Origin of the sequence: Streptomyces sp. NPDC051569 (assembly GCF_044454085.1) — a bacterium.
In the GTDB taxonomy this organism is placed as follows: Bacteria; Actinomycetota; Actinomycetes; order Streptomycetales; family Streptomycetaceae; genus Streptomyces.
Window position 1 is genome coordinate 1 of sequence record NZ_JBITDJ010000009.1, and the last position, 20,310, is coordinate 20,310.

Annotated in this window: 14 protein-coding genes; 10 read left to right on the plus strand and 4 right to left on the minus strand. The window is 72.7% G+C overall.

Features of this window, described 5'->3' with window-relative positions; all coding sequences use genetic code 11:
* Positions 1-328: 328 nt before the first annotated feature.
* Both ACIBAE_RS15770 and ACIBAE_RS15775 read left to right on the plus strand, forming a co-directional pair.
* Positions 329-2,572, plus strand: coding sequence for a tetratricopeptide repeat protein (locus ACIBAE_RS15770; RefSeq protein WP_399285376.1), 2,244 nt, complete (start codon positions 329-331; stop codon positions 2,570-2,572).
* 228 nt (positions 2,573-2,800) lie between these two features.
* Positions 2,801-4,393 carry a phytoene desaturase family protein gene (locus ACIBAE_RS15775; protein ID WP_399285378.1) on the plus strand — a complete coding sequence of 531 codons (1,593 nt, stop codon included), beginning with the start codon at positions 2,801-2,803 and terminating at the stop codon, positions 4,391-4,393.
* Positions 4,394-4,775: 382 nt separating this feature from the next.
* Here the strand turns inward: ACIBAE_RS15775 and ACIBAE_RS15780 are convergent, their stop codons facing one another.
* On the minus strand, positions 4,776-5,345 hold the full coding sequence (locus ACIBAE_RS15780; protein WP_399285380.1) for a DUF421 domain-containing protein: 570 nt from the start codon (positions 5,343-5,345) through the stop codon (positions 4,776-4,778).
* 597 nt (positions 5,346-5,942) lie between these two features.
* Here ACIBAE_RS15780 and ACIBAE_RS15785 point away from each other — a divergent pair.
* Positions 5,943-7,097, plus strand: a complete 1,155-nt coding sequence (locus ACIBAE_RS15785) for an oxygenase MpaB family protein (RefSeq protein WP_399285381.1) — start codon at positions 5,943-5,945, stop codon at positions 7,095-7,097.
* A 307-nt stretch (positions 7,098-7,404) separates the two neighbouring features.
* Here the strand turns inward: ACIBAE_RS15785 and ACIBAE_RS15790 are convergent, their stop codons facing one another.
* On the minus strand, positions 7,405-9,219 hold the full coding sequence (locus tag ACIBAE_RS15790; protein WP_399285536.1) for a serine hydrolase: 1,815 nt from the start codon (positions 9,217-9,219) through the stop codon (positions 7,405-7,407).
* 111 nt (positions 9,220-9,330) lie between these two features.
* Here ACIBAE_RS15790 and ACIBAE_RS15795 point away from each other — a divergent pair, with 111 nt between their 5' ends.
* A complete protein-coding gene (locus tag ACIBAE_RS15795) occupies positions 9,331-10,437 on the plus strand; it encodes a calcium:proton antiporter (protein WP_399285382.1) in 1,107 nt (368 codons plus the stop codon).
* Positions 10,438-10,494: 57 nt separating this feature from the next.
* Here ACIBAE_RS15795 and paaK read toward each other — a convergent pair whose 3' ends face one another.
* On the minus strand, positions 10,495-11,790 hold the full coding sequence (gene paaK, locus ACIBAE_RS15800; RefSeq protein ID WP_399285384.1) for a phenylacetate--CoA ligase PaaK: 1,296 nt from the start codon (positions 11,788-11,790) through the stop codon (positions 10,495-10,497).
* Between the two features lie 278 nt (positions 11,791-12,068).
* Here paaK and ACIBAE_RS15805 point away from each other — a divergent pair, with 278 nt between their 5' ends.
* From ACIBAE_RS15805 to ACIBAE_RS15830, 6 genes are all read left to right on the plus strand, one after another.
* Entirely contained in the window at positions 12,069-12,359 is a 291-nt protein-coding gene (locus ACIBAE_RS15805) for an alpha/beta fold hydrolase (protein WP_399285386.1), read from the plus strand.
* 87 nt (positions 12,360-12,446) lie between these two features.
* Positions 12,447-13,112 (plus strand): gamma subclass chorismate mutase AroQ, encoded by a 666-nt coding sequence (gene aroQ / locus ACIBAE_RS15810; RefSeq protein ID WP_399285388.1) that lies wholly within the window; start codon positions 12,447-12,449, stop codon positions 13,110-13,112.
* Between the two features lie 68 nt (positions 13,113-13,180).
* The gene (locus ACIBAE_RS15815) at positions 13,181-13,615 is read left to right on the plus strand and encodes an ACT domain-containing protein (protein WP_399285390.1); all 435 of its coding nucleotides are present in this window, start codon (positions 13,181-13,183) and stop codon (positions 13,613-13,615) included.
* Positions 13,616-13,738: 123 nt separating this feature from the next.
* Positions 13,739-14,239: a hypothetical protein gene (locus ACIBAE_RS15820; protein ID WP_399285392.1), complete on the plus strand. Its 501-nt coding sequence runs from the start codon at positions 13,739-13,741 to the stop codon at positions 14,237-14,239.
* Positions 14,240-14,483: 244 nt separating this feature from the next.
* Positions 14,484-16,760, plus strand: a complete 2,277-nt coding sequence (locus ACIBAE_RS15825; protein WP_399285537.1) for a glycosyl hydrolase family 95 catalytic domain-containing protein — start codon at positions 14,484-14,486, stop codon at positions 16,758-16,760.
* A 171-nt stretch (positions 16,761-16,931) separates the two neighbouring features.
* Positions 16,932-18,041 carry a chemotaxis protein gene (locus ACIBAE_RS15830; protein WP_399285394.1) on the plus strand — a complete coding sequence of 370 codons (1,110 nt, stop codon included), beginning with the start codon at positions 16,932-16,934 and terminating at the stop codon, positions 18,039-18,041.
* A gap of 116 nt (positions 18,042-18,157) precedes the next feature.
* Here ACIBAE_RS15830 and ACIBAE_RS15835 read toward each other — a convergent pair whose 3' ends face one another.
* Positions 18,158-20,137, minus strand: a complete 1,980-nt coding sequence (locus tag ACIBAE_RS15835; RefSeq protein WP_399285396.1) for an N-acetylmuramoyl-L-alanine amidase — start codon at positions 20,135-20,137, stop codon at positions 18,158-18,160.
* Positions 20,138-20,310 lie beyond the last annotated feature (173 nt).

Sequence of the window (20,310 nt, forward strand, 5' to 3'; positions counted from 1 at the left end):
CGCCCGCAAGTACTTCGGCAACTGGGGCCAGGTCATCGACTTCTACACCCAGACCGTCGGCGGCACCGTCACCAACCACGGCAAGAAGTAACACCGCGCCCCGGGGGGCGTACGCCGGCGGCGTTCATACAGCAGTGCGGGCTCCTTCGCGTCGGGCGCAGGAGCCCGCACGCCGTCGTACGGCGGCGTGCGGCCGTACGGTCAGGGCCGCCCGCCCCGCGAGTGGAAGCCCCGCCGCGCGTCCCGCCCCGTACCCACTCCCCACCCGGCCAGCCATACTGGACGCGCCGGGGAGGGCACGGCGAGGCGACGGGGGCGACAGCACGCGATGGGGCACACCAGGCTGATCCAGGGCCGCTACCAGTTGCTCGATCTGATCGGGCGCGGGGGAATGGGCGAGGTCTGGCGGGCCCGCGACGAATCACTCGGCCGGCGCGTCGCGGTCAAGTGCCTCAAGCCGATGGGACCGCAGCAGGATCACGCCGTCACCCGGATCATGCGGGAGCGGTTCCGCCGCGAGGCGCGGGTCGCCGCGGCCCTCCAGCACCGGGGCGTCACCGTCGTCCACGACTTCGGCGAACACGACGGCGTCCTCTACCTCGTCATGGAACTGCTCGAAGGGCGCAACCTCAGTGAGCTGCTGGCGGACAACCAGCAGCGGCCGCTGCCGGTGCCCGACGTCGTGGACATCGCCGAGCAGGTCGCGGAAGCCCTCGCGTACACCCATGAACAGGGCGTCATCCACCGCGACCTGAAACCCGCCAACATCGTGCGGCTCACCGACGGCACCGTGAAGATCTGCGACTTCGGCATCGCGCGCCTCGGCCATGACCTCGACTTCACCTCGCGGCTCACCGGCACGGGCATCGCCATGGGAACCCCGCACTACATGTCGCCCGAGCAGATCGGCGCCGGCCAGATCGACCACCGCAGCGACCTCTACTCGCTGGGATGCGTGCTGTACGAGATCGCCACCGGCGCTCCGCCGTTCGACCTCGACGACTCCTGGGCGATACTGATCGGCCACCGCGACACCGTGCCGGAACCGCCGCGCAAGCACCGCGCCGAACTGCCCGCCTTCTTCGACCGGATCGTCCTCGACCTGCTGGCCAAGTCACCCGGGGAGCGCCCCGCCGACGCGGCGGAACTCCGGCGCAGGATCAGCGCCGCGCGCTCGGCCGAGGGCCCGCACCGGGCCGTCGCGGGAGCGGCCCCCGTTCCACCGCCCCGGTTTCCCGGCGGCGCCCCGCTGCCGTCCTGGACCCGGTCCATGACCACCGGCCACCAGGCGACCGGCACGCACGTGGCGCGGCCCACGCCGCCCGACCCCACCGCGGGCCTGACCGGGGAGTGGACCGGCCCGGCCGACCCGCGCGCCGCCGTGACCGGCCCCGCGCTCGGCGGAACCGGACGGCCCACCCCGCCGCCCGAGCAGCTCGCCGCGCTCACCGGACGGCACAACGCCGGGCTGAGCCTGGGCCGGCTGGGCCGCTGGAAGGAGGCGGGCGAGGTGCACCGGGCGGTCGCCGCCGAACGCGAGCACACCCTCGGCCCCGACCACCCGGACACCCTCGCCAGCCGGTACGAGGTCGGCGTCACCCTCAGCAGGACCGGCCGGACGGCGGACGCCCTGCGCGCGTTCGCGCGAGTCGCCGAGGGACGCGAACGCGTCTTCGGCCCCGACCACCCCGACACGCTCGCCGCCCGCCAGGAGACGGCGTACGCCCTGGGGCAGCTCGGCCGGCACTTCGAGGCCCATCAGCTGTACGCGTCCGTCCTCGCCTCCCGCGAGCGGGTGATGGGACCCGAACACCCGGACACACTGCGCTGCCGCCACAATCTGGCGTACAACCTGAGCAGGCTGGGCCGCATCGAGGACGCCCACCGACTGGCCGGCGAGGTCGCCGCGGTCCGTTCCCGGGTGCTCGGCGCCCGGCACCCCGACACGCTGGTCACCCGGTTCGAAGTGGCCTACACGCTGGGCCGGCTGGGGCGCCGGACGGAGGCGCTGACCGCCTACGGCGAGGTCGCGGCGGACCGCGCCCAGGCGCTCGGCCCGGACCATCCCGACACGCTCGCCGCCCGGTACGAGGTCGGTGTCAGCCTCGGCCGGCTCGGCCGGGGCGCGGAGGCGCTGGAGCTGTACCGCGGCCTGGTCGCCGACCGCGCCCGCGTCCAGGGGCCGGGCCACCCCGAGACCCTGCGCGCCCGGCACGCCCTGGGCGTCAGCCTCGGCCGCCTCGCCCGCTGGGAGGAGGCACTCGCGGAGGCCCACGACGTCCGCGCGATCCGTGAACGGGTCCTCGGCCCGGACCATCCCGACACGCTCGTCTCCCTCCGGGAGGTCGCCGTCGGCCTGGGCTGGCTGGGCCGCTGGCCCGATGCCCTGTCCGTCTACCGCCGGGTCGCGGAGGCCCGCGAACGGGTCCTCGGCCCCGCCCATCCCGAGTCCCTGGCGGCCCGCGACGACGAGGCGTACTGCCTGGAACGGCTGGGCAGAGGCACCGAGGCGGCCGCGCTGTACCAGCGCGTGGCGGCGCTGCGCCGGCAGCACTCCAGCCACGGCCCCTGACCGCCCGGCCCCTGACAGCGGCACGGCACGGCACGGCATGGCACGGCACGGCACGCACGGCACGCACGGCACGCACGGCACGCACGGCACCGCACGGTACAGGCCGGTCGGCGGCGGCCCGCCGTCCGGCCACCCGCCGTCCGGTCGGCGCGGGACCGCTCCCCGAACGCCCCGGCCGATCTCCGCCGGCCTCTGGCCCCGCGATCATCCGCGTGTTACCAAGGGCCCATGCCCGCACACGCTTCGTACGACGCCGTCATCGTCGGCGGCGGCCACAACGGCCTGGTCGCCGCCGCCTACCTCGCCCGCGCCGGGCGCTCCGTGCTGGTGCTGGAGCGCCTCGGGAACACCGGCGGCGCCGCCGTCTCCAGCCGTCCCTTCGCGGGCGTCGACGCCCGGCTCTCCCGGTACTCCTACCTGGTGTCCCTGCTGCCCGAGAAGATCGTCCGCGAGCTGGGACTGCGCTTCGCCGTACGCAAGCGCACCGTCTCCTCGTACACCCCGCAGGGCGGCGGCGGACTGCTGGTGGGCCAGGGACGTACCCGCGAGTCCTTCGCCGCGCTGACCGGCGGGGAGAAGGAGTACGCCGCCTGGCGGGACTTCTACGGGATGACGGGCCGGGTCGCCGAGCGGGTCTTCCCCACGCTGACCGAACCGCTGCCCACCCGCGAGGCGTTGCGGGCCCGGATCGACGACGAAACCGCCTGGCGGACACTCTTCGAGGAGCCCATCGGGGTCGCGATCGAGGAGCGGTTCAGCGACGACCTCGTCCGGGGCGTGGTGCTGACCGATGCCCTGATCGGGACGTTCGCCGACGCCCACGATCCGTCCCTCACGCAGAACCGCTGCTTCCTCTATCACGTGATCGGCGGCGGTACGGGGGACTGGGACGTGCCGGTCGGCGGTATGGGCGCGCTCACCGACGCGCTGGCCGAGGCCGCGCGCGCCGCCGGTGCGGAGATCCGTACCGGGCACGAGGTGACCCGCATCGACACCGACGGAACACAGGCCGAGGTCGCGTTCCGCGACGACGGCGCGGGCGGCGACAGGCGGGGCGGCGACACACCGGTCGGAGACACACCGGGGCGCGGGCACGGCGAAGGTACGGTGACGGCCCGCCAGGTCCTGGTGAACGCCTCGCCCCAGACCCTCGCAGCCCTCCTCGGGGCCGAGCCGCCCCCCGCCGCCGAGGGCGCCCAGCTCAAGGTCAACATGCTGCTGCGCCGACTGCCCCGGCTGCGCGACCGCGGCGTCGACCCACGGGAGGCGTTCGCGGGCACCTTCCATATCGCCGAGGGGTACGAGCAGTTGGCCACCGCCTACCGGGAGGCGGCGGCCGGCCGGCTGCCGAGTGCGCCGCCGTCGGAGATCTACTGCCACTCCCTGACCGACCCGTCGATCCTCGGCCCGGAGCTCGCCGCCCAGGGCTACCAGACCCTGACCCTGTTCGGACTGCACACCCCCGCCCGGCTGTTCGCGCACGACAACGACGCCGTACGCGCGGAACTGCTCGCCTCGACCCTCGCCCAGCTGGACGACCGGCTCGCGGAACCGATCGCCGACTGCCTGGCGCTGGACGAGAACGGCCGGCCCTGCATCGAGGCGAAGACCCCGCTCGATCTCGAACGCGACCTGCGCCTGCCCGGCGGCCACATCTTCCACCGCGACCTCTCCTTTCCGTACGCCGCCGAGGGAACCGGCCGGTGGGGAGTGGAGACGGCGCACGCGAACGTGCTGCTGTGCGGCGCGGGAGCCGTCCGGGGCGGCGGGGTCAGCGGTGTGCCGGGCCACAACGCGGCGATGGCGGCGCTGGGACGCTGAGGGGAGCCGGAACGGGACGCCGAGCGGGATCCGGGGGCGGCGCCGGCGTGAGCGGGACGTCGGCGTGAGCGGGACGTCGGCGTGAGCGGGACGCGGCGTGAGCGGGGCGTCGGCGGGGCGGTCACGGACCAGGTGGTGGCCGCGCCTGCCTTGGCGGTGGGGGCGCCGCAGGTGGTCGGCCCGTATGTCTTGGCCACGGGGGCGGTAAGGCGTACCCCCTTCGGCGCGGCGGTGTCGGTGGCCCTCCAGGAGAGGGTGAGCGGGACTGTCGTGGTGCTCACGGTGCGTGTGCGCAGCGCCGGGGCGGGCTTGGTGGTGAAGGCAACCGAGTTCGTCGGCGGCACATGACGGGGCCTGCGACCCGGGGGGCCCGGGGACGGCGTCAGTCCCGGGGCGGAGCGGGGGTCAAGAGCTGTTCGATGGCAGCGAGGCGCGTGTCCAGCCGGGCGATGTCCGCCCTGGTCGCGCCCTGTTGCGGGGGCTTGAGGACCATGACCAGCTGCCCGTCGGGCTCCAGGCGGCCGACGGCGACGTCGTCGACCGCCTCACCGCTCTGGAGCCGGACCGCGTGTTCGATCTCCGAGGGGCGCAGCGCCAGGTGTTTGAGGGCATCGGGGAGCAGGTGGCCGTCCTCGATGACGGTGCTCGGCCTGCCCTCCACGAGGCGAACGGCTCGTTCGTCGTGCGCCAGCCACCGGTTCAGCAGCACATTGATGGTGACCAGGGTGACCGCGCCGATCACCCCGCCGAGCAGGCTGTCGTCGTTCCCGATGACAGCGTTCTGCACGACGTTGGACAGCAGGAAGATCACGACGAAGTCGAAGGTGTTCAGGTTCGCCAGGCCCCGCTTGCCGCTCAGCCGGAACAGGACCACGATCAACGCGTAGACCGCGACGGTGCGCACGATCTTCTCCGCGATGGGGATCTGAATCGACGTCAGGTCGTGCCACATGGAAACTCCTCGGATCGACCAGCCCATCCGCCGATCATCCCGGACGCGGATTTGACATCGGCTCAGGCGAGGAGCAGCCGCACTACGTGTCACCGCTCGGGCCGCGCGCCGGGCCTGGGGCTGACGGCACGCCTCGCGATGGTGACTTCGCCGGTCTCGACGGCCCCCTGCCCGCGTGGGCGGACCACCCAGGACAGTGCCCGCGGGGGCCGAAGCGGTCAACGCGCGGGCGGGACGGATGTGGACGAGTTCGGGTGGACGTGGAGAGCCGGTCGCGGGTCCAGCCCCGGGGTGCGAGGACGCCCCCTCCTGGTCAGGGAGCGGGTTGTCAGCTTCCTGCGCCGCTGAGTTGCTGATTTCTCGTCGGCGTACAGGCTTTGTGTGTCGGTGCGGATGGTGGCGGCGGGGGCAGGGCCGTGTCGTCGGCTGTTCGGGTGAGGACGAAACGATGCCCCTGGCGCGGGGGGTTATGGGCTCGCCGTGGCGGCCGGGAGCATGTCGGCTGTCCGGCTGCCGCGCCGGACCTCGGTCGGCAGGTCTGGGCCGGTCGCGCGCCTGTGACGGCGAAACCCCGCACCCCTGGATGGGAGTCCTGCTGTGGCACTGACGACAGCGACGATCGCTTCGGAACTGGAAGCGGCGAACAAGGCCGGTGATCCGAAGGCCGACCAACTCGTGTCCGACCTGATCGACAACAAGGAGATCGACGGGGTCAACGCCCTGTTCCGTACGATCGGCACGCTCAAGCCCGGCCAGGACCTTTCCCAACTCCCGCCGAGGCTGGCCGAATTCCTCAAGGAGGCCACGGCCCCGCCGCCGGACTGGTCCGAGGCGGACGTCACAGCGGCGGAGAGCTTCTTCGCCCACCACCACGGCGAAGTCTCCATGCTCCAGGGCACCGTCGGTCTCATCGGCACCTACCTCGCCCCGGCCGGCGCGTTCACCCTGCGCTCCACCGGGCGCCTCGGCGGCGTTGACGGCCCCGGGCGGCGCCTGTCGCAGTCCTCCCGGCTCTTCCTCGACATGGGCGACAAGAACGCGATGAGGGACGGAACACTCGCGGCGAACGTCACCAAGGTGCGCCTGGTGCACGCCTCCGTACGGCAACTGCACCGCAAGAGCGGCGAGTGGGACTACGCCACGTGGGGAGAGCCCGTCTCGCAGAAATACACCACCGGGGCCGCCTTCGTCTTCTCCACCCAGATCCTGCAGGCCATGGAGCGACTGGGCGTCGACGTCGCGAAGGACGACGCAGACGGATTCATGTGCGCCTGGCACTACGTCAGCCACTACCTCGGCACCGCCGAGAAGTGGCTGATGCCCAAGAACGCCGACCAGGTCGAGGCGCTGTGGAACCAGGAACGCGACAAGGAGTGGAAGAAGACCGACGACGGAGTGTTCATGACCGAGCAGGCGGTCGACTTCTACAAGAAGTTCTACCCCCCGGGCGTGCACGACGCGTTCTTCGCGATGGTCCGCCACGCCCTCACCGACAAGTACGCCGACATGGCCGGCCTGCCCCGGAGCGTGCTCGGTCCGGCCGCCGAGCCGCTGGCCGCCGGCCACGGTCTGGTCAGCGGAATCGGCGGTGGTCTTCTGGGCGGCGGCGCGAAGAAGGCCGTGGGCGTCAACCCGTACAAGGACATCCTCGGCATCGCCTCCAAGGGATACAACGAGGTCCAGAAGTTCGCCCTGACCCACGACCAGGACAACCAGCCCCAGATGCACCAGGAACTGCACGACAATCGCTGATGCCCAGGATCCGGCGGCTGCCCGGGGGCGGCCGCCGGATCCGCACCGTCATCCGGGACGGTCCCGGCCGGGGCGGGCTCTTCCCGGCCCGGCACCGGGAACCGCTGTCCCTGTCGTCCTGCGGAGCGGACCGGCGGAACCACTGGTGCGTGTCCTCCAGAACGAGGATGTCGCGACCTCACCCGACCTCGCCCTCAGCGCCTTGCCATCCACGCACCGGTCCATCGAAGCCGCGCTCGGTGCAGCCTTCGAGCCCGGCCAGAACCGGCAACCCGCCGGCCTCACACCCTGCTCGCCATCCCGGCGGTCAGTCCGGGGACGCCGTCCAGCCCACCGCCTCGATCCGCGCCGCGTCGCGCTGGCGTGCCTCGTCGAAGAGGGTACGGGCACCGTCCTCGATCAGCAGCTCGTCCACGTACACGCCCCGCCCGACGTACCGCCGATCCGTCGTGTACCGCCAGCGCAGCCGTACCCCGGTGCCGTGCCAGGGCGCGAGCGGCGCGGTCAGCCGGTACCACAGCCGTCCCGACCAGCCTGTGACCGAGCCCGCCGGACGGGCCCGCGGCTCCTGGTCCGGGCACCCCGCACGTCCCGTCGGCACGGTGGTGAAGGGCACAGGACGCCACGTCGTACCGGCGTCGCCGGACGCCTCCAGGAACAGCGCTCCCGAACCGGGCGCGATGTCCCACCACAGGGCGCAGCGCAGCACTCCGTGCGGTGTGGCGGGCGCCACCGGCGGCAGGGTGAGGGTGGCCGTCGTGGCGGCGGCCATGCCGGAGAACCACGCGGTGGGGCCCCGCGTCGGCCGCACGGCCACGGCCCGCGCCATCCGGTCGGCGGCCGCCACGCGCGGCGCGCTGCCGGAGCGCCGGCCGCGCACCGGGTGGACGGAATTGCTGAGGACGACGAGGAACGAGTCGGTCGTCGGGTCGAGGACGAGGCTGGTCCCGGTGAACCCGGTGTGGCCCGCCGTTCGCGGGGTCGCCATGGCGCCCATGTACCAGTGCTGGTACAGCTCGAAGCCGAGGCCGTGCGCGTCGCCGGGGAAGCCCGTGGTGGCGTCGCCGAACATCAGCTCCACGGACTCGGGGCGCAGGATCCTCGCCCGGCCGTACGCGCCGCCGTTGAGCAGAGTACGGGCCAGGATCGCGAGGTCCCAGGCGCACGAGAAGACACCGGCATGGCCGGCGACGCCGCCGAGGCTGTACGCGTTCTCGTCATGGACCTCGCCCCACACCAGTCCCCGGTCGAGGCCCGACCACGGCGGCCGGGCGTCCTCGGTGGCGGCGATCTTCGGCTTCCAGGAGGCGGGCGGGTTGTAGCGCGTGCGGTGCATCCCGAGGGGAGCGGTGATCTCGTCGTGGACCAGTGCATCCAGAGGGTGACCGGTGATCTTCTCCAGGAGCAGCTGGAGCGCGATCAGATTGAGGTCCGAGTAACGGTAGGCGGTGCCGGGCGGCCGCTCCGGAGCCTGCTCCCACAGGAGCCGGAGCCCGCCCTCGCGGCCGCCTCCCGGCTCGTTGCCCTCCATCGGCTCCAGGGCCGCCCCCGTCCTCCCGGCCGGTGCCCGGTGGAGCGGGATCCAGGCAGGCAGCCCCGAGGTGTGGGTGAGCAACTGGCGCACCGTGATGTCCTGCTTGCCCGCCCGCCCGAATTCCGGCAGGTACGCGGCGACTTCCGCCTCCAGCTCCAGCGCGCCGCGCTCGATCTGCCGCACCGCGAGGATCGACGTGAACAGCTTGGAGACGGAGGCGAGGTCGAAGACCGTGTCCCCGGCCATGGCGATCCGCTGCCCGGCCGGCAACTCCACCCCGGTATCCGTCCTCTCGTCGTACGCCGCGTACCGCACCGCCGAGCCGATCGCCCGGTGCAGCGCCACCGTCCCGCCCCGCCCGGCGAGCAGGACGGCGCCCGCGTACGAGGGATACGCGGGGGACGGCCCCAGAAAGGCCACCGCGTCGGCGACCAGTTCCTCCAGCTGACCGGGGATCAGCCCGGCCCGCTCGGCCGAGCCGTGCCGCAGGGTCGTCCGACCGGAGCGGGGGCCGAAGCCCACGGCGTCCTCGTCCTCCGTCACCGGACCTCCTCCCGCACAGTGACTGTCGTGGTCCCGGTGGACCATCCTGCCCGTCACCCACCGGGAAACTGACCCGACATCACGCCCGCGCGGGGCGGGCGCCGTCCGGCGCAGCTCACCGCGCGTACCTCCGGCGCCTCTGGCAGCGTGTGGCTCATGAGTACGCGCACCGGCCCGAGGGCACTGCTGTCCCAGTGGACCGTGGTGGTGCCGCTGATCGCGGTGGTCGCCCTCGCGCTCAGCTGGGGGCGCCATCTGCCCGGCTACGCGGTCGCGCTGGTCGCCCTCTGCCTCGCGGGCGCGGTGCTCGCCGCCGTACACCACGCCGAGGTCGTCGCGCACCGGGTCGGGGAGCCGTTCGGCTCCCTCGTCCTCGCCGTCGCCGTCACCTTCATCGAGGTGGCGCTCATCGTCACCCTGATGATCGACGGCGGTGACAAGACCGCCTCGCTCGCCCGGGACACCGTTTTCGCCGCCGTCATGATCACCTGCAACGGCATCCTCGGGCTGTGCCTGCTGGTCGGCGCGATCCGCAGCAGACTCGCCGTGTTCAACGCCGAGGGCACCGGCGCGGCGCTGGCGACCGTCGCGACGCTGGCCACCCTGACCCTGGTCTTCCCGACGTTCACGACCAGCAAGCCGGGAGCCCAGTTCTCCCCGGCGCAACTCGGCTTCGCCGCCGTCGCCTCACTCGTCCTGTACGGGCTCTTCGTCGCCGTCCAGACCGTACGTCACCGCGATTACTTCCTGCCGGTCACCCAGGAGGGCGAGCTGCGGGAGGAGGACACCCACGCGCCGCTGCCCACCCGGCGGGCGACGACCCTGAGCCTGGCGATACTGCTGATCGCGCTGGTCGCGGTCGTCGGTGACGCCAAGGCGGTCTCACCCACCATCGAGTCGGGCGTGGCGTCGGCCGGGCTGCCGCAGGCCGTGGTCGGTGTGGTCATCGCCCTCCTGGTGCTGCTGCCGGAGACCCTCGCCGCCGTGCGCGCGGCCCGCCGCGAGCGGGTGCAGACGAGCCTCAACCTGGCCCTCGGCTCGGCCATGGCGAGCATCGGGCTGACGATCCCGGCCATCGCGCTCGCCACCATCTGGCTGAGCGGACCGCTGGTACTCGGGCTCAACGCCGTCCATATGGTGCTGCTCGCCCTGACCGTCGTGGTGGGCGCCCTGACCGTCGCACCCGGACGCGCCACGCTCCTTCAGGGCGGGGTCCATCTGGGGATCTTCGCCGCGTTCGTGTTCCTCGCCATCAGCCCGTGAGCGGCCGGCCCGCCCGGCCCCCGGGGACTGTTCGGCGACCCTGAGGAGGAGGCCCTCTCACGCCGTCCGCAGGTCCACGATCCGCCGGCTCTTTCCCGCTGAGCGTTCCAGCGTCCCCGGATCGACGATCTCCACCCCCACCGAGACCCCGATGCCGTCCTTGACGGAGGCCGCGATCGCCCGCGCCGCCTCCGCGCGCTGTCCGGGGCCCGCCTGCGCTCGGGCCTCGGCCCGTACGGTCAGCGCGTCCATCCGGCCCTCGCGGGTCAGCCGGAGCTGGAAGTGCGGAGCCACCCCCGGCGTACGCAGCACGATCTCCTCGATCTGGGTGGGATAGAGATTCACCCCGCGCAGGATCACCAGGTCGTCGGTGCGGCCCGTGACCTTCTCCATCCGCCGGAAGACCCGGGCCGTGCCGGGCAGCAGCCGGGTCAGATCCCGGGTCCGGTAGCGGATGACCGGCATCGCCTCCCGGGTGAGCGAGGTGAGGACCAGCTCGCCCTTCTCGCCGTCCGGCAGCACCTCACCGGTGGACGGATCGACGACCTCCGGATAGAAGTGGTCCTCCCAGATGTGCGGGCCGTCCTTCGTCTCCACGCACTCCTGTGCCACCCCGGGGCCCATCACCTCCGACAGGCCGTAGATGTCCACCGCGTCGATCGCGAACCGCTCCTCGATCTCCCGCCGCATCTCCTCCGTCCACGGCTCGGCGCCGAAGAGGCCCACCTGGAGCGAGGTGGAACGGGGATCGACGCCCTGGCGCTCGAACTCGTCGAGCAGCGTGAGCATGTACGAGGGCGTCACCATGATGATGTCGGGGCGGAAGTCCTGGATCAGCTGGACCTGACGGGCGGTCACCCCTCCGGAGGCGGGGACGACGGTGCAGCCCAGCCGCTCGGCGCCGTAATGCGCCCCGAGCCCCCCGGTGAACAGCCCGTAGCCGTAGGCCACATGGACCATGTGCCCGGGACGCCCGCCGGCCGCCCGGATCGAGCGGGCCACCAGATCGGCCCAGGTGTCCAGATCCCGCTGGGTGTACCCGACGACGGTGGGCCGGCCCGTGGTGCCGCTGGAGGCGTGGATGCGCCGTACCTCGGACCGGTCCACGGCGAACATCCCGAACGGATAGTTGTCCCGCAGATCGGCCTTGGCGGTGAACGGGAAGCGCGCCAGGTCCGCGAGCGAGCGGCAGTCCTCCGGGCGCAGCCCCGCCCGGTCGAAGGCCTGCCGGTAGAAGCCCACGCGCTCGTAGGCCCGGCGCAGCGTGGACCGCAGCCGCTCCAGTTGCCGTACGGCCAGCTCCTCGCGGCTGAGCCGTTCCGCCGCGTCCGCCGCGTCCGGCGCAGGGGTCATGGGCGCACTCCAGGGTCTCTCGGGGCGGGTCTCTCGGGACAGGTCTCCGGAGCGGGTGTTGTGCGGCACGTGGCCAACCGATCATTCGGTCGACTGCTCCGGGATCAGCAATTCAGCCCGGGTCCACGAGCGTCAAGGGCCATGACGCTCGTGGACCCGGGCGAAAGCCGTTTGCCCTGACCGGCGGCGCACCGCGACGATCAGGGCATGCCGAATTTCAGCGCGGACGACGGGACCCGCCTGGCCTGCCACCTGGCGGGGGAGGGAGAACCGCTGGTGTGTCTGCCGGGCGGCCGACGGGCGCGCTCGATGTCGACCGGCCTGTTGTTCCGTCCGTCGACGCCCAGCTGAATGACCCAGATCCGCTCCGGCGGGCGCGCTTCGACCGGATCACGGTCCCCACCCGGGTCATCGCGGGCGGCGGCGAAAGCCGCATCACCCAGGAGAACTCCGCCTGGACGGCCGACCGGATTCGGGACGCCCGCCCGGCCACGATCGAGGCGGGCCATCTGGTGCACGCGGCGCGGCCCGGGCAATTCCTCTCGAAGCTCAGGGAGTTCGGGATCTGACACGCGGTGGCGGTGTGCCCTTCCCCGCCTGCCCGCCGGACAGGACCTACGCTCGGAGTCCCGACCCGGCTGAGCGGAGAGACGTCCATGGATCCCACCGGTTCCGTACGCGGGTGGCTCACGGCGGGCGCCGCCGCCACCGCTCTCCTCCTCGGCGCGGGCACGGCCGCCGCCCTGCCCGCCGGGGGCCCCGGCCCCTCGGCGCTCCAGCCGGACGCCGGCCCCTCAGCGCTCCAGCCTGGCGCCGACCCCGTCGCGCGGCTCCGGCCGGTCGCCGGTCTCTCCGCGCGGCGCCTCGCGATCGCCGACCTGGTCGCGGCGGCGAAACGGGGCACCGGGAGCCCCGTGGACGATCCGGTCCGTGAGCGGCGGGTCCTCGACACGGTCGCGCACCGGGCGCGTGAACGGGGCGCCGACCCGGTGGCGACGGTACGGATCTTCCGGGACCAGATCGCGGCCGGCAAGGCCGTACAGCGGGCGCTGCTCCGCCGCTGGGACGCCGATCCCGCCGAGGCCCCGGCAGGCAGGCCGGAACTCTCCGCCGTGCGCGCCGAGATCGACCGGGTCGACGACGCGCTCGTACGGGCCCTGGCCCGCGCGGCCCCGGACCGTGCCACCCCTCACTGCGGCGGCGTCCTCCGCGCCTCGGCCGCGCTGGTCCGCACGGAACGGCGGCCGGACGCCGTGCACGCGGCGGCGCTGCGCCGCTCGCTGCGGTCCGTCTGCGCTGCCGCGGAGTTCGACCCCACCTGAGGCGGAGACGCGGCACGCCGCGCCGTCCGGATCCGGCCGTCCCCACCGCGCACCGTAATCTGACGATCATGAGCGGCGAGCGTGATCTGCGGAAACTGCTGAGCGGGATGCGGCCCGAGCTGAACCCCGGCCGCTACGTCTTCACCCACAGCGCCGGCCCCGCCCTGCCCGGCACACCCCCGGCGCACCCCGGCCCGGCGCTCCCCGGCCTGAATCCTGTCGTCACCGTCGCCGAGGCGGAAGGGCTGACCCTGGTCGTACGGGCGGAGGAGGCGGACGCGGCGGGGCTGCCGTACGACTACACGGCCGGCTGGATCACCCTGCGCGTGCACTCCGCCCTGGCGGCCGTCGGGCTGACCGCCGCCGTCGCGGCGGAGCTCGCCGGGGCCGGCCTCAGCTGCAACGTCGTCGCGGGTTTCCACCACGACCATCTGTTCGTGCCGTACGAGCGGGCTCCCGAGGCCCTCGCTCTGCTCCGGGACCTGGCGGCGCGCTCCGCCTGACAGGCCCGGCCTCACTCGTCACGCCCGCCCCGCCCGTACCACTGGTAACGATGTGCCGGAGCCGGTCTCCGGGACCCCGGCACCCGGCGCGGACGAAGTGGCGTGAACCCGTACCATGGTGGGATGTCCTTTCTCCGCCGCCGCAGCGCCGCCACACCCGCGGGCCCGGACTTCGATGTCCTGGCCATGGACCCGGGTGACTGGCCCGGGAATCTCGGGGCGGGTCTGCTGCCCGCGCCCGACGGCAGTTGCCAGGGTGTCTTCCTCCGGTACGACCTCTTCGGCGGACGCGGTCCGGCGATGGTCATCGGCAATCTGCCCGAGGGCTCCCCGGCGCGGGCCCTGGACGACGGACAGGTTCCGTTCGAGGTCGCCCAACTGCTGCTGGCCCTGGAGAACGAAGAGCCCGTCGAGGTCATCGGCGTCGAGGACATGCCGGTGATGCAGGGCGACAACCTGCTGATCGTGCGCCGCCTCAAGCTCTCGGAGAGCCGGATCTCCTGCGTGCAGTTCGACCGCAGTGACAAGGTCCTGGTCACCATCGCCAGCTGGGACCGGCCGATCACCGACGACCTCTACGCTCTGCTGAAGCCGCTGCCCGCGGAACTGTTCCAGCAGGGCTGATCCCGGCTCCAGCGGCGCCGCTCTCGGCGCGGCCGGGACCGCACGGCCGAGCCGGCGGACTCCGTACGGCCGGACCCGGCACCGATCCGGGCCGGTCGTGTCCACGGAGTTAATTTGTCATGTCCCTTGCAAAAACAGTCATCGGACTTTTACGGTGCTGGCCATGACTCCTGGTATCAGTCGCAGAACGACGCTCAAGTCCGCTCTCGGAGTAACAGGCGCCCTGACGCTGGGAGTTCCGGTGATGTCCGGAACGGCCGCTGCGGCCGACCCCTCCGATGAATTGACCCTCTGGTACACCTCGCCCGCCGCCGACTGGGAGCGCGAGTCGCTGCCCATCGGCAGCGGCGCGCTCGGCGCCAGTGTGTACGGGACCCTCGCCACCGAGCGGCTCACCTTCAACGAGAAGACGCTCTGGACCGGCGGCCCCGGCGCGGCGGGCGGATACGACCACGGCGACTGGACCGAGCCCCGGCCCGGCGCCCTCGCCTCCGTCCAGGAGCGGCTCGACGCCGAGGGCAAGCTCACCCCGGAGGCCGTCGCCGCCGAACTCGGCCAGCCGAAGCACGGCTTCGGCGCCTACCAGGTCTTCGGCGATCTGGAGCTGGCCGTGCCCGGCGCTCCGGCGGCCCCCGACGGCTCGTACCGGCGCTCCCTCGATCTCGCGTCCGCCGTCGCGGCCGTCGCGTACACCCACGAAGACGTCGCGTACAGCAGGGAGTTCTTCGCCTCCTGCCCCGGCAAGGTCATCGCCGGACGGTTCTCCGCCGACCGGCCGGGCTCGGTCGGCTTCACCCTGCGCTACACCTCGCCGCGCGCGGACCACACCGCCGCCGCGACCGGCGACCGGCTCACCGTCCAGGGCGCGCTCCAGGACAACGGGCTGCGGTTCGAGGCGCAGATCCGGGTGATCGCCGAGGGCGGCGAGGTCAGTGCCGGCGCGGACGGCACCCTGACCGTCAGCGGCGCCGACCGCGCCTGGTTCGTCCTCGCGGCGGGCACCGACTACGCCGACACCTATCCGGACTACCGGGGCGAGGACCCGCACGGAGCCGTCACCGGCGCCGTGGACGCGGCAGCCGGCCGCTCGTACGACGAACTGCGCGCCGAGCACGTCGGCGACCACCGCGCGCTCTTCGACCGGGTCTCGCTCGACATCGGCCAGCGGCTCCCGGACCTGCCCACCGACCAGCTCCTGGCGGGCTACACCGACGGGACGAGCGCCGCCGACAAGGCCCTCGAAGCGCTCTTCTTCCAGTACGGGCGCTATCTGCTGATCGCCTCCTCCCGCGCCGGCTCGCTGCCCGCGAACCTCCAGGGCGTATGGAACAACGTCGTCGACCCGCCCTGGTCGGCGGACTACCACGTCAACATCAACCTCCAGATGAACTACTGGCTCGCCGAGGTCACCAATCTCGCCGAGACCACCGCCCCGTACGACCGCTATGTCGAAGCGATGCGCGAGCCCGGCCGCCGCAGCGCGCGGGAGATCTTCGGCTCGGCCGGCTGGGTCGTGAACAACGAGACCAATCCGTACGGCTTCACCGGGGTCCACGAGTACGCCAGCTCCTTCTGGTTCCCGGAAGCCGCCGCCTGGCTCACCCAGCAGCTGTACGACCACTACCGCTTCAACGGCTCCACCGACTACCTGCGCTCCACCGCCTACCCGGTGATGAAGGAGGCCGCCGCCTTCTGGCTCGACAACCTCAGGACCGACCCCCGGGACGGAAAGCTCGTCGTCACCCCCAGCTACTCCCCGGAACACGGTGACTTCACGGTGGGCGCGGCGATGTCCCAGCAGATTGTCCACGACCTGTTCACCAACACCCTGGAGGCCGCGCGGACCCTCGGGGACGCCCCCGACTTCCGCACCCGGCTGGAGGACACCCTCGGCCGGCTCGACCCCGGGCTGCGCATCGGCTCCTGGGGTCAGTTGCAGGAGTGGAAGACCGACATCGACAGCCCGACGGACGACCACCGCCACGTCTCGCACCTCTTCGGTCTCCACCCCGGCCGGCAGATCGAAGCCGGCAGCGAGTGGGCCGAGGCCGCGAAGGTCTCGCTGACCGCGCGCGGCGACGGCGGGACCGGCTGGAGCAAGGCGTGGAAGGTCAACTTCTGGGCGCGGCTGCGGGACGGCGACCACGCCCACACGATGCTCTCCGAGCAGCTCAAGGGCTCCACGCTGCCGAATCTCTGGGACACGCATCCGCCGTTCCAGCTCGACGGTAATTTCGGCGCCACCTCCGGGGTCGCCGAGATGCTGGTGCAGAGCCAGCACGGTCCGGTCGAGGTGCTGCCCGCCCTCCCCGCCGCCTGGCCCGACGGCCAGGTGACCGGACTGCGGGCGCGTGGCGGCGTCACGCTCGACATCGCCTGGTCCGGCGGCCGGGCCGACCGGATCACGCTGCACGCGAGCCGTACGACCGACCTGACCCTGCGCAGTACCCTGCTGCCGGGTGGCGAGCGGACGATCCGCGTGATCGCGGGCCGCACGTACGTCTTCCCCGAGGATTCGTGATCGGGGGTTGGTGATCGGGGGTTCGCAGCCCCCTCGCGGGAGGGTCCCGGGGCCCTCCCGCGACGCCCCGCCTGCGGAGCCGGACAAAGTCCCGCAAAATGGTTGCACGCATGAGGATCCGGGCGCCGGGCGTCGGTCCGCCGCCGGACCTTCATCGAGCGAAGGGACAGCATGGACAGCAATGCTCTGACGCCCGACGTCCTGCGGGAGCTCCGCACACCGCGCCCGTACCCGGCTGTATCCCTGACGATGCCCACGCACCGGCGTGAGCCCCGCAGCGATCAGGACGCGGTACGGCTGCGCAAACTCGTCGCCGAGGCCGGGCGCCGGCTGGAGGCCGAGCCGAAGCTCGACAAGCGGACCCACGCCTCGGTCAGGGCGCGCCTCGCCCAGGCCGTCACCGAGGTCGACCTGAGCCACGCGCTCGACGGACTGCTGGTCCTCGCCGACGCCGAGGACCACGGGATCTGGTACCTGCCGCGCGAGGTGCCCGAACGCGTCGTCCTGAGCGACACGTACCTCACCCGCAATCTGGTGGCCGCCACCGCGCAGTCGCGGCCGTACTGGGTGCTCGGGATCGCCGCCGACCGCGCGACGCTGTGGAGCGGTGCCGGCGAGCGGCTGCACGAGCACCGCGAGGACGGATTCCCGATGCAGGCGCCGCAGGACAGCTGGGACGTCGAACGTGAGGAACGGATCGGCGACACACCCAGCACCTTCCGCGACGAGGAGACCCGGCGGTTCCTGCGGACCGTCGACGACGCGGTCGGCAAGGTCCTGGCGGAGCGGCCCCGGCCGCTCCATCTGGTCGGCCTCGCACCGGCCCTCGCCCTGCTGGACGAGGCGGGCAGCGCCACCCGCGCGGCGGCCGGCCGGCTCGTCAAGGGCGGTCTGACGAACGGCCCCGCCCCCGTCCTGCTCAAGGAACTCCGGCCCGTGATCGAGGCGTACGCCCGCCGCGAGAAGGACGAGGTGATGAACCGCCTGGACGGTGCCAGGGGCCGGCGTGCCTTCGGTGCCGGACTCGACGAGGTCTGGGAGTCGGTACGCGAGAAGCGAGCGGGCCTGGTCGCACTCGAAGAGCACTACCGCCGTACCGTCCGGGTCTGCGACGGCCATCTGGTCGCCGTGGACGACGCGACGGCCGCCCGCCCCGACGTACGCGACGACATCGTCGACGAACTCGTGGAGACGGCGCTGGACGGCGGCGCCGAAGTGGTCTTCCTCCCCGACGACGCGCTCGCCGCGCACGACCGGATCGCCGCGGTCCTGCGCTACTGACGCACCGGACGGACGCGCCGTCCGCGCCACGTGACGCACGGCGCGCGAGCGCGGGACGCGTGTCGGGCGTCACCGGCCTTCCCGGCCGGTGACGCCCGATCTCCCGCGGGGTGGGGTCAGCGCGCGGCCGGCCGCACCTCGACATCGGCCGCCTTCACATAGGCGACCCGGTGCCCGAACTGGATCTCGTAGTAGATCTCCTTGCCCCGCACCACCTGGTGCGCGGTGGTGTCGAAGACCGGCGAGTAGTAGTACTCGCCCGGCGCCCGGCCACCCACCACGTACCGCTGGCCCGCGAGCAGTTTGTACGGCAGGGCGGAGACCGTCTGCACCGGAACGCCCGACGGATACGCCGACGCCTCCGGATAGGCACGCCCGTACACCGGCACCTCGGCGACCCCGGCCTTCGGCGTCAGCACCGAGGCCTTGGCGCCCACCGCTGTCGGCCGTGCGCCCGGGTTGCTGAACCACGCCTTCTGGCCGAGGTACCAGATCGCCGTCCAGTCGCCCTGGCGCTCGGCGACCGCGAACTGCTGGCCGGTCGAGGCACGGGCGCCCATGTCGTTGACGTCGATCGTGGAGGCGTCACCGCCGGGACGCAGCCCGATGTCCTTCACCAGCGGCGCGCTCTCGTCCGGCGCGGTGTGCAGCCGTACGGCGCCCGAGCCGTGCGGCGCGCACGCCTCGCCGGCCTTCTCGCACCCGGTGTACGGCGGCTTGTTCGTCGCGAAGTCCGGCCGGATCGTCACCACGTCGGCGGTCGCGCCCGCCGTGGCCTGGAACGGCTTGCCGAGCAGCTGGAAGTAGTGCGCCCAGTCCCAGTACGGGCCCGGGTCCGTGTGCATCCCGGGGATCGTGGACGTGGTCGTGCCCGGCACGTTGTCGTGGCCGAGGATGTGCTGCCGGTCCAGCGGGATGTCGTACTTCTTCGCCAGATACGTGACCAGGCGCGCGGAGGTGCGGTACATCGCCTCGGTGAACCAGGCGTCCGGCGCGGTGAGGAAGCCCTCGTGCTCCAGACCCACCGACTTGGCGTTGGTGTACCAGTTCCCGGCGTGCCAGGCCACGTCCTTGAGCGCCACGTGCTGGGCGATGTGTCCGTCGGAGGAGCGCAGGGTGTAGTTCCACGACACGTAGGTCGGGTCCTGGACCAGCCGCAGGGTGGTGTCCCAGGACCCCTCGGTGTCATGGATCACGATGTAGTCGACCGACTGGGACTTCGGCCGGTCCGCCTTGTCGTGGTTGCCGTAGTCGCCCTCGCCGAACTCCTCGTACGGCGCCGGTACCCACTCGCAGGCGACCGTCGTCGGACACTCCGTCTTCGCGGCCTTGGGACCGCGCAGCCCCAGCCGGGCCCGCTGGGAGGTGTCGGGCGTGAGCGCCGGAACCGCGCGCAGCGCGACCTGCTGGCCGCTGTCCGTGGTGCGCCGCTCGCCGCCCCGGATCACCGCGTACACGTCGTCGGCGTAGGTCGTGGCGGTCGCGGAGTCGTCGGCGCCGGAGAAGCGGGCGACCGCCCCGTACCAGTCGGCCGGATCGCCGCTCAGCGGCTCACCCAGCTCACGCTGGGCGGCGGCCAGCAGCGCCGCGCCGCCCTCGACATTGGCGGCCGGGCTCTCCCGCAGCTCCTTCGCGGGCAGCCCGGTCAGCTGGGCGGCGCGGTCCAGGGTGCGCAGCCGCGCGGGCAGCTCGGACGCCTGGGGCAGCGCCTTCACGGTGGCCGTCCGTACCGCGCGGGAGCTGTCCCCGCGCGCGTCCTCGGTGCCGTCCGCATGGTGCGGCGCCTCGGCGAGCGCGGTCCTGGCGTCGGTCAGGTGCATCGGGCCGTAGCCGCCGGTGACGCTGGGGGCGCCGCTGTGCGCGTCCCAGCGGGACTGCAGGTACGAGACACCGAGCAGCACGCTCTGCGGCACCTTGTACCGTGCCGATGCCGCGGCGAACTCCCTTTGCAACGTGCCGGATCCGGGCTTCTCGGCGGTGGCCGAGGGACCGGCTGAGACCAGGGGCAGCAGCAGGGCGGCGGACGCCACGGCGCCCCCCGCTCTCCATACGTGTCTGCGGGCGGGCCTCGGTCGTGGGGGGACGGAACCTTGCAATGCAGCCTCCAGTGACGGGTGATGCGCGACAAGCCTGCTGGGCCGACTCGCCTACAGAGGTATCGGCTGGCGGACGATCCGTCAATCATCCGCCACAGCAAGGATTTCGCACGTCAGCGGGCGTGTCGCGGAGTTTCGCGGCGATGGCCCCCGGGCCTGCGGCGCGTCAGTGG

What these genes read in the sequence shown, in the direction of transcription:
- ACIBAE_RS15825 (WP_399285537.1), top strand. Translation starts at nt 14,484, where the DNA reads ATGTCCGGAACGGCCGCTGCGGCCGACCCCTCCGATGAATTGACCCTC.
- ACIBAE_RS15775 (WP_399285378.1), top strand. Translation starts at nt 2,801, where the DNA reads ATGCCCGCACACGCTTCGTACGACGCCGTCATCGTCGGCGGCGGCCAC.
- ACIBAE_RS15815 (WP_399285390.1), top strand. Translation starts at nt 13,181, where the DNA reads ATGAGCGGCGAGCGTGATCTGCGGAAACTGCTGAGCGGGATGCGGCCC.
- ACIBAE_RS15795 (WP_399285382.1), top strand. Translation starts at nt 9,331, where the DNA reads ATGAGTACGCGCACCGGCCCGAGGGCACTGCTGTCCCAGTGGACCGTG.
- ACIBAE_RS15830 (WP_399285394.1), top strand. Translation starts at nt 16,932, where the DNA reads ATGGACAGCAATGCTCTGACGCCCGACGTCCTGCGGGAGCTCCGCACA.
- ACIBAE_RS15820 (WP_399285392.1), top strand. Translation starts at nt 13,739, where the DNA reads ATGTCCTTTCTCCGCCGCCGCAGCGCCGCCACACCCGCGGGCCCGGAC.
- aroQ (WP_399285388.1), top strand. Translation starts at nt 12,447, where the DNA reads ATGGATCCCACCGGTTCCGTACGCGGGTGGCTCACGGCGGGCGCCGCC.
- ACIBAE_RS15790 (WP_399285536.1), bottom strand. Translation starts at nt 9,219, where the DNA reads ATGGTCCACCGGGACCACGACAGTCACTGTGCGGGAGGAGGTCCGGTG.
- paaK (WP_399285384.1), bottom strand. Translation starts at nt 11,790, where the DNA reads ATGACCCCTGCGCCGGACGCGGCGGACGCGGCGGAACGGCTCAGCCGC.
- ACIBAE_RS15770 (WP_399285376.1), top strand. Translation starts at nt 329, where the DNA reads ATGGGGCACACCAGGCTGATCCAGGGCCGCTACCAGTTGCTCGATCTG.
- ACIBAE_RS15780 (WP_399285380.1), bottom strand. Translation starts at nt 5,345, where the DNA reads ATGTGGCACGACCTGACGTCGATTCAGATCCCCATCGCGGAGAAGATC.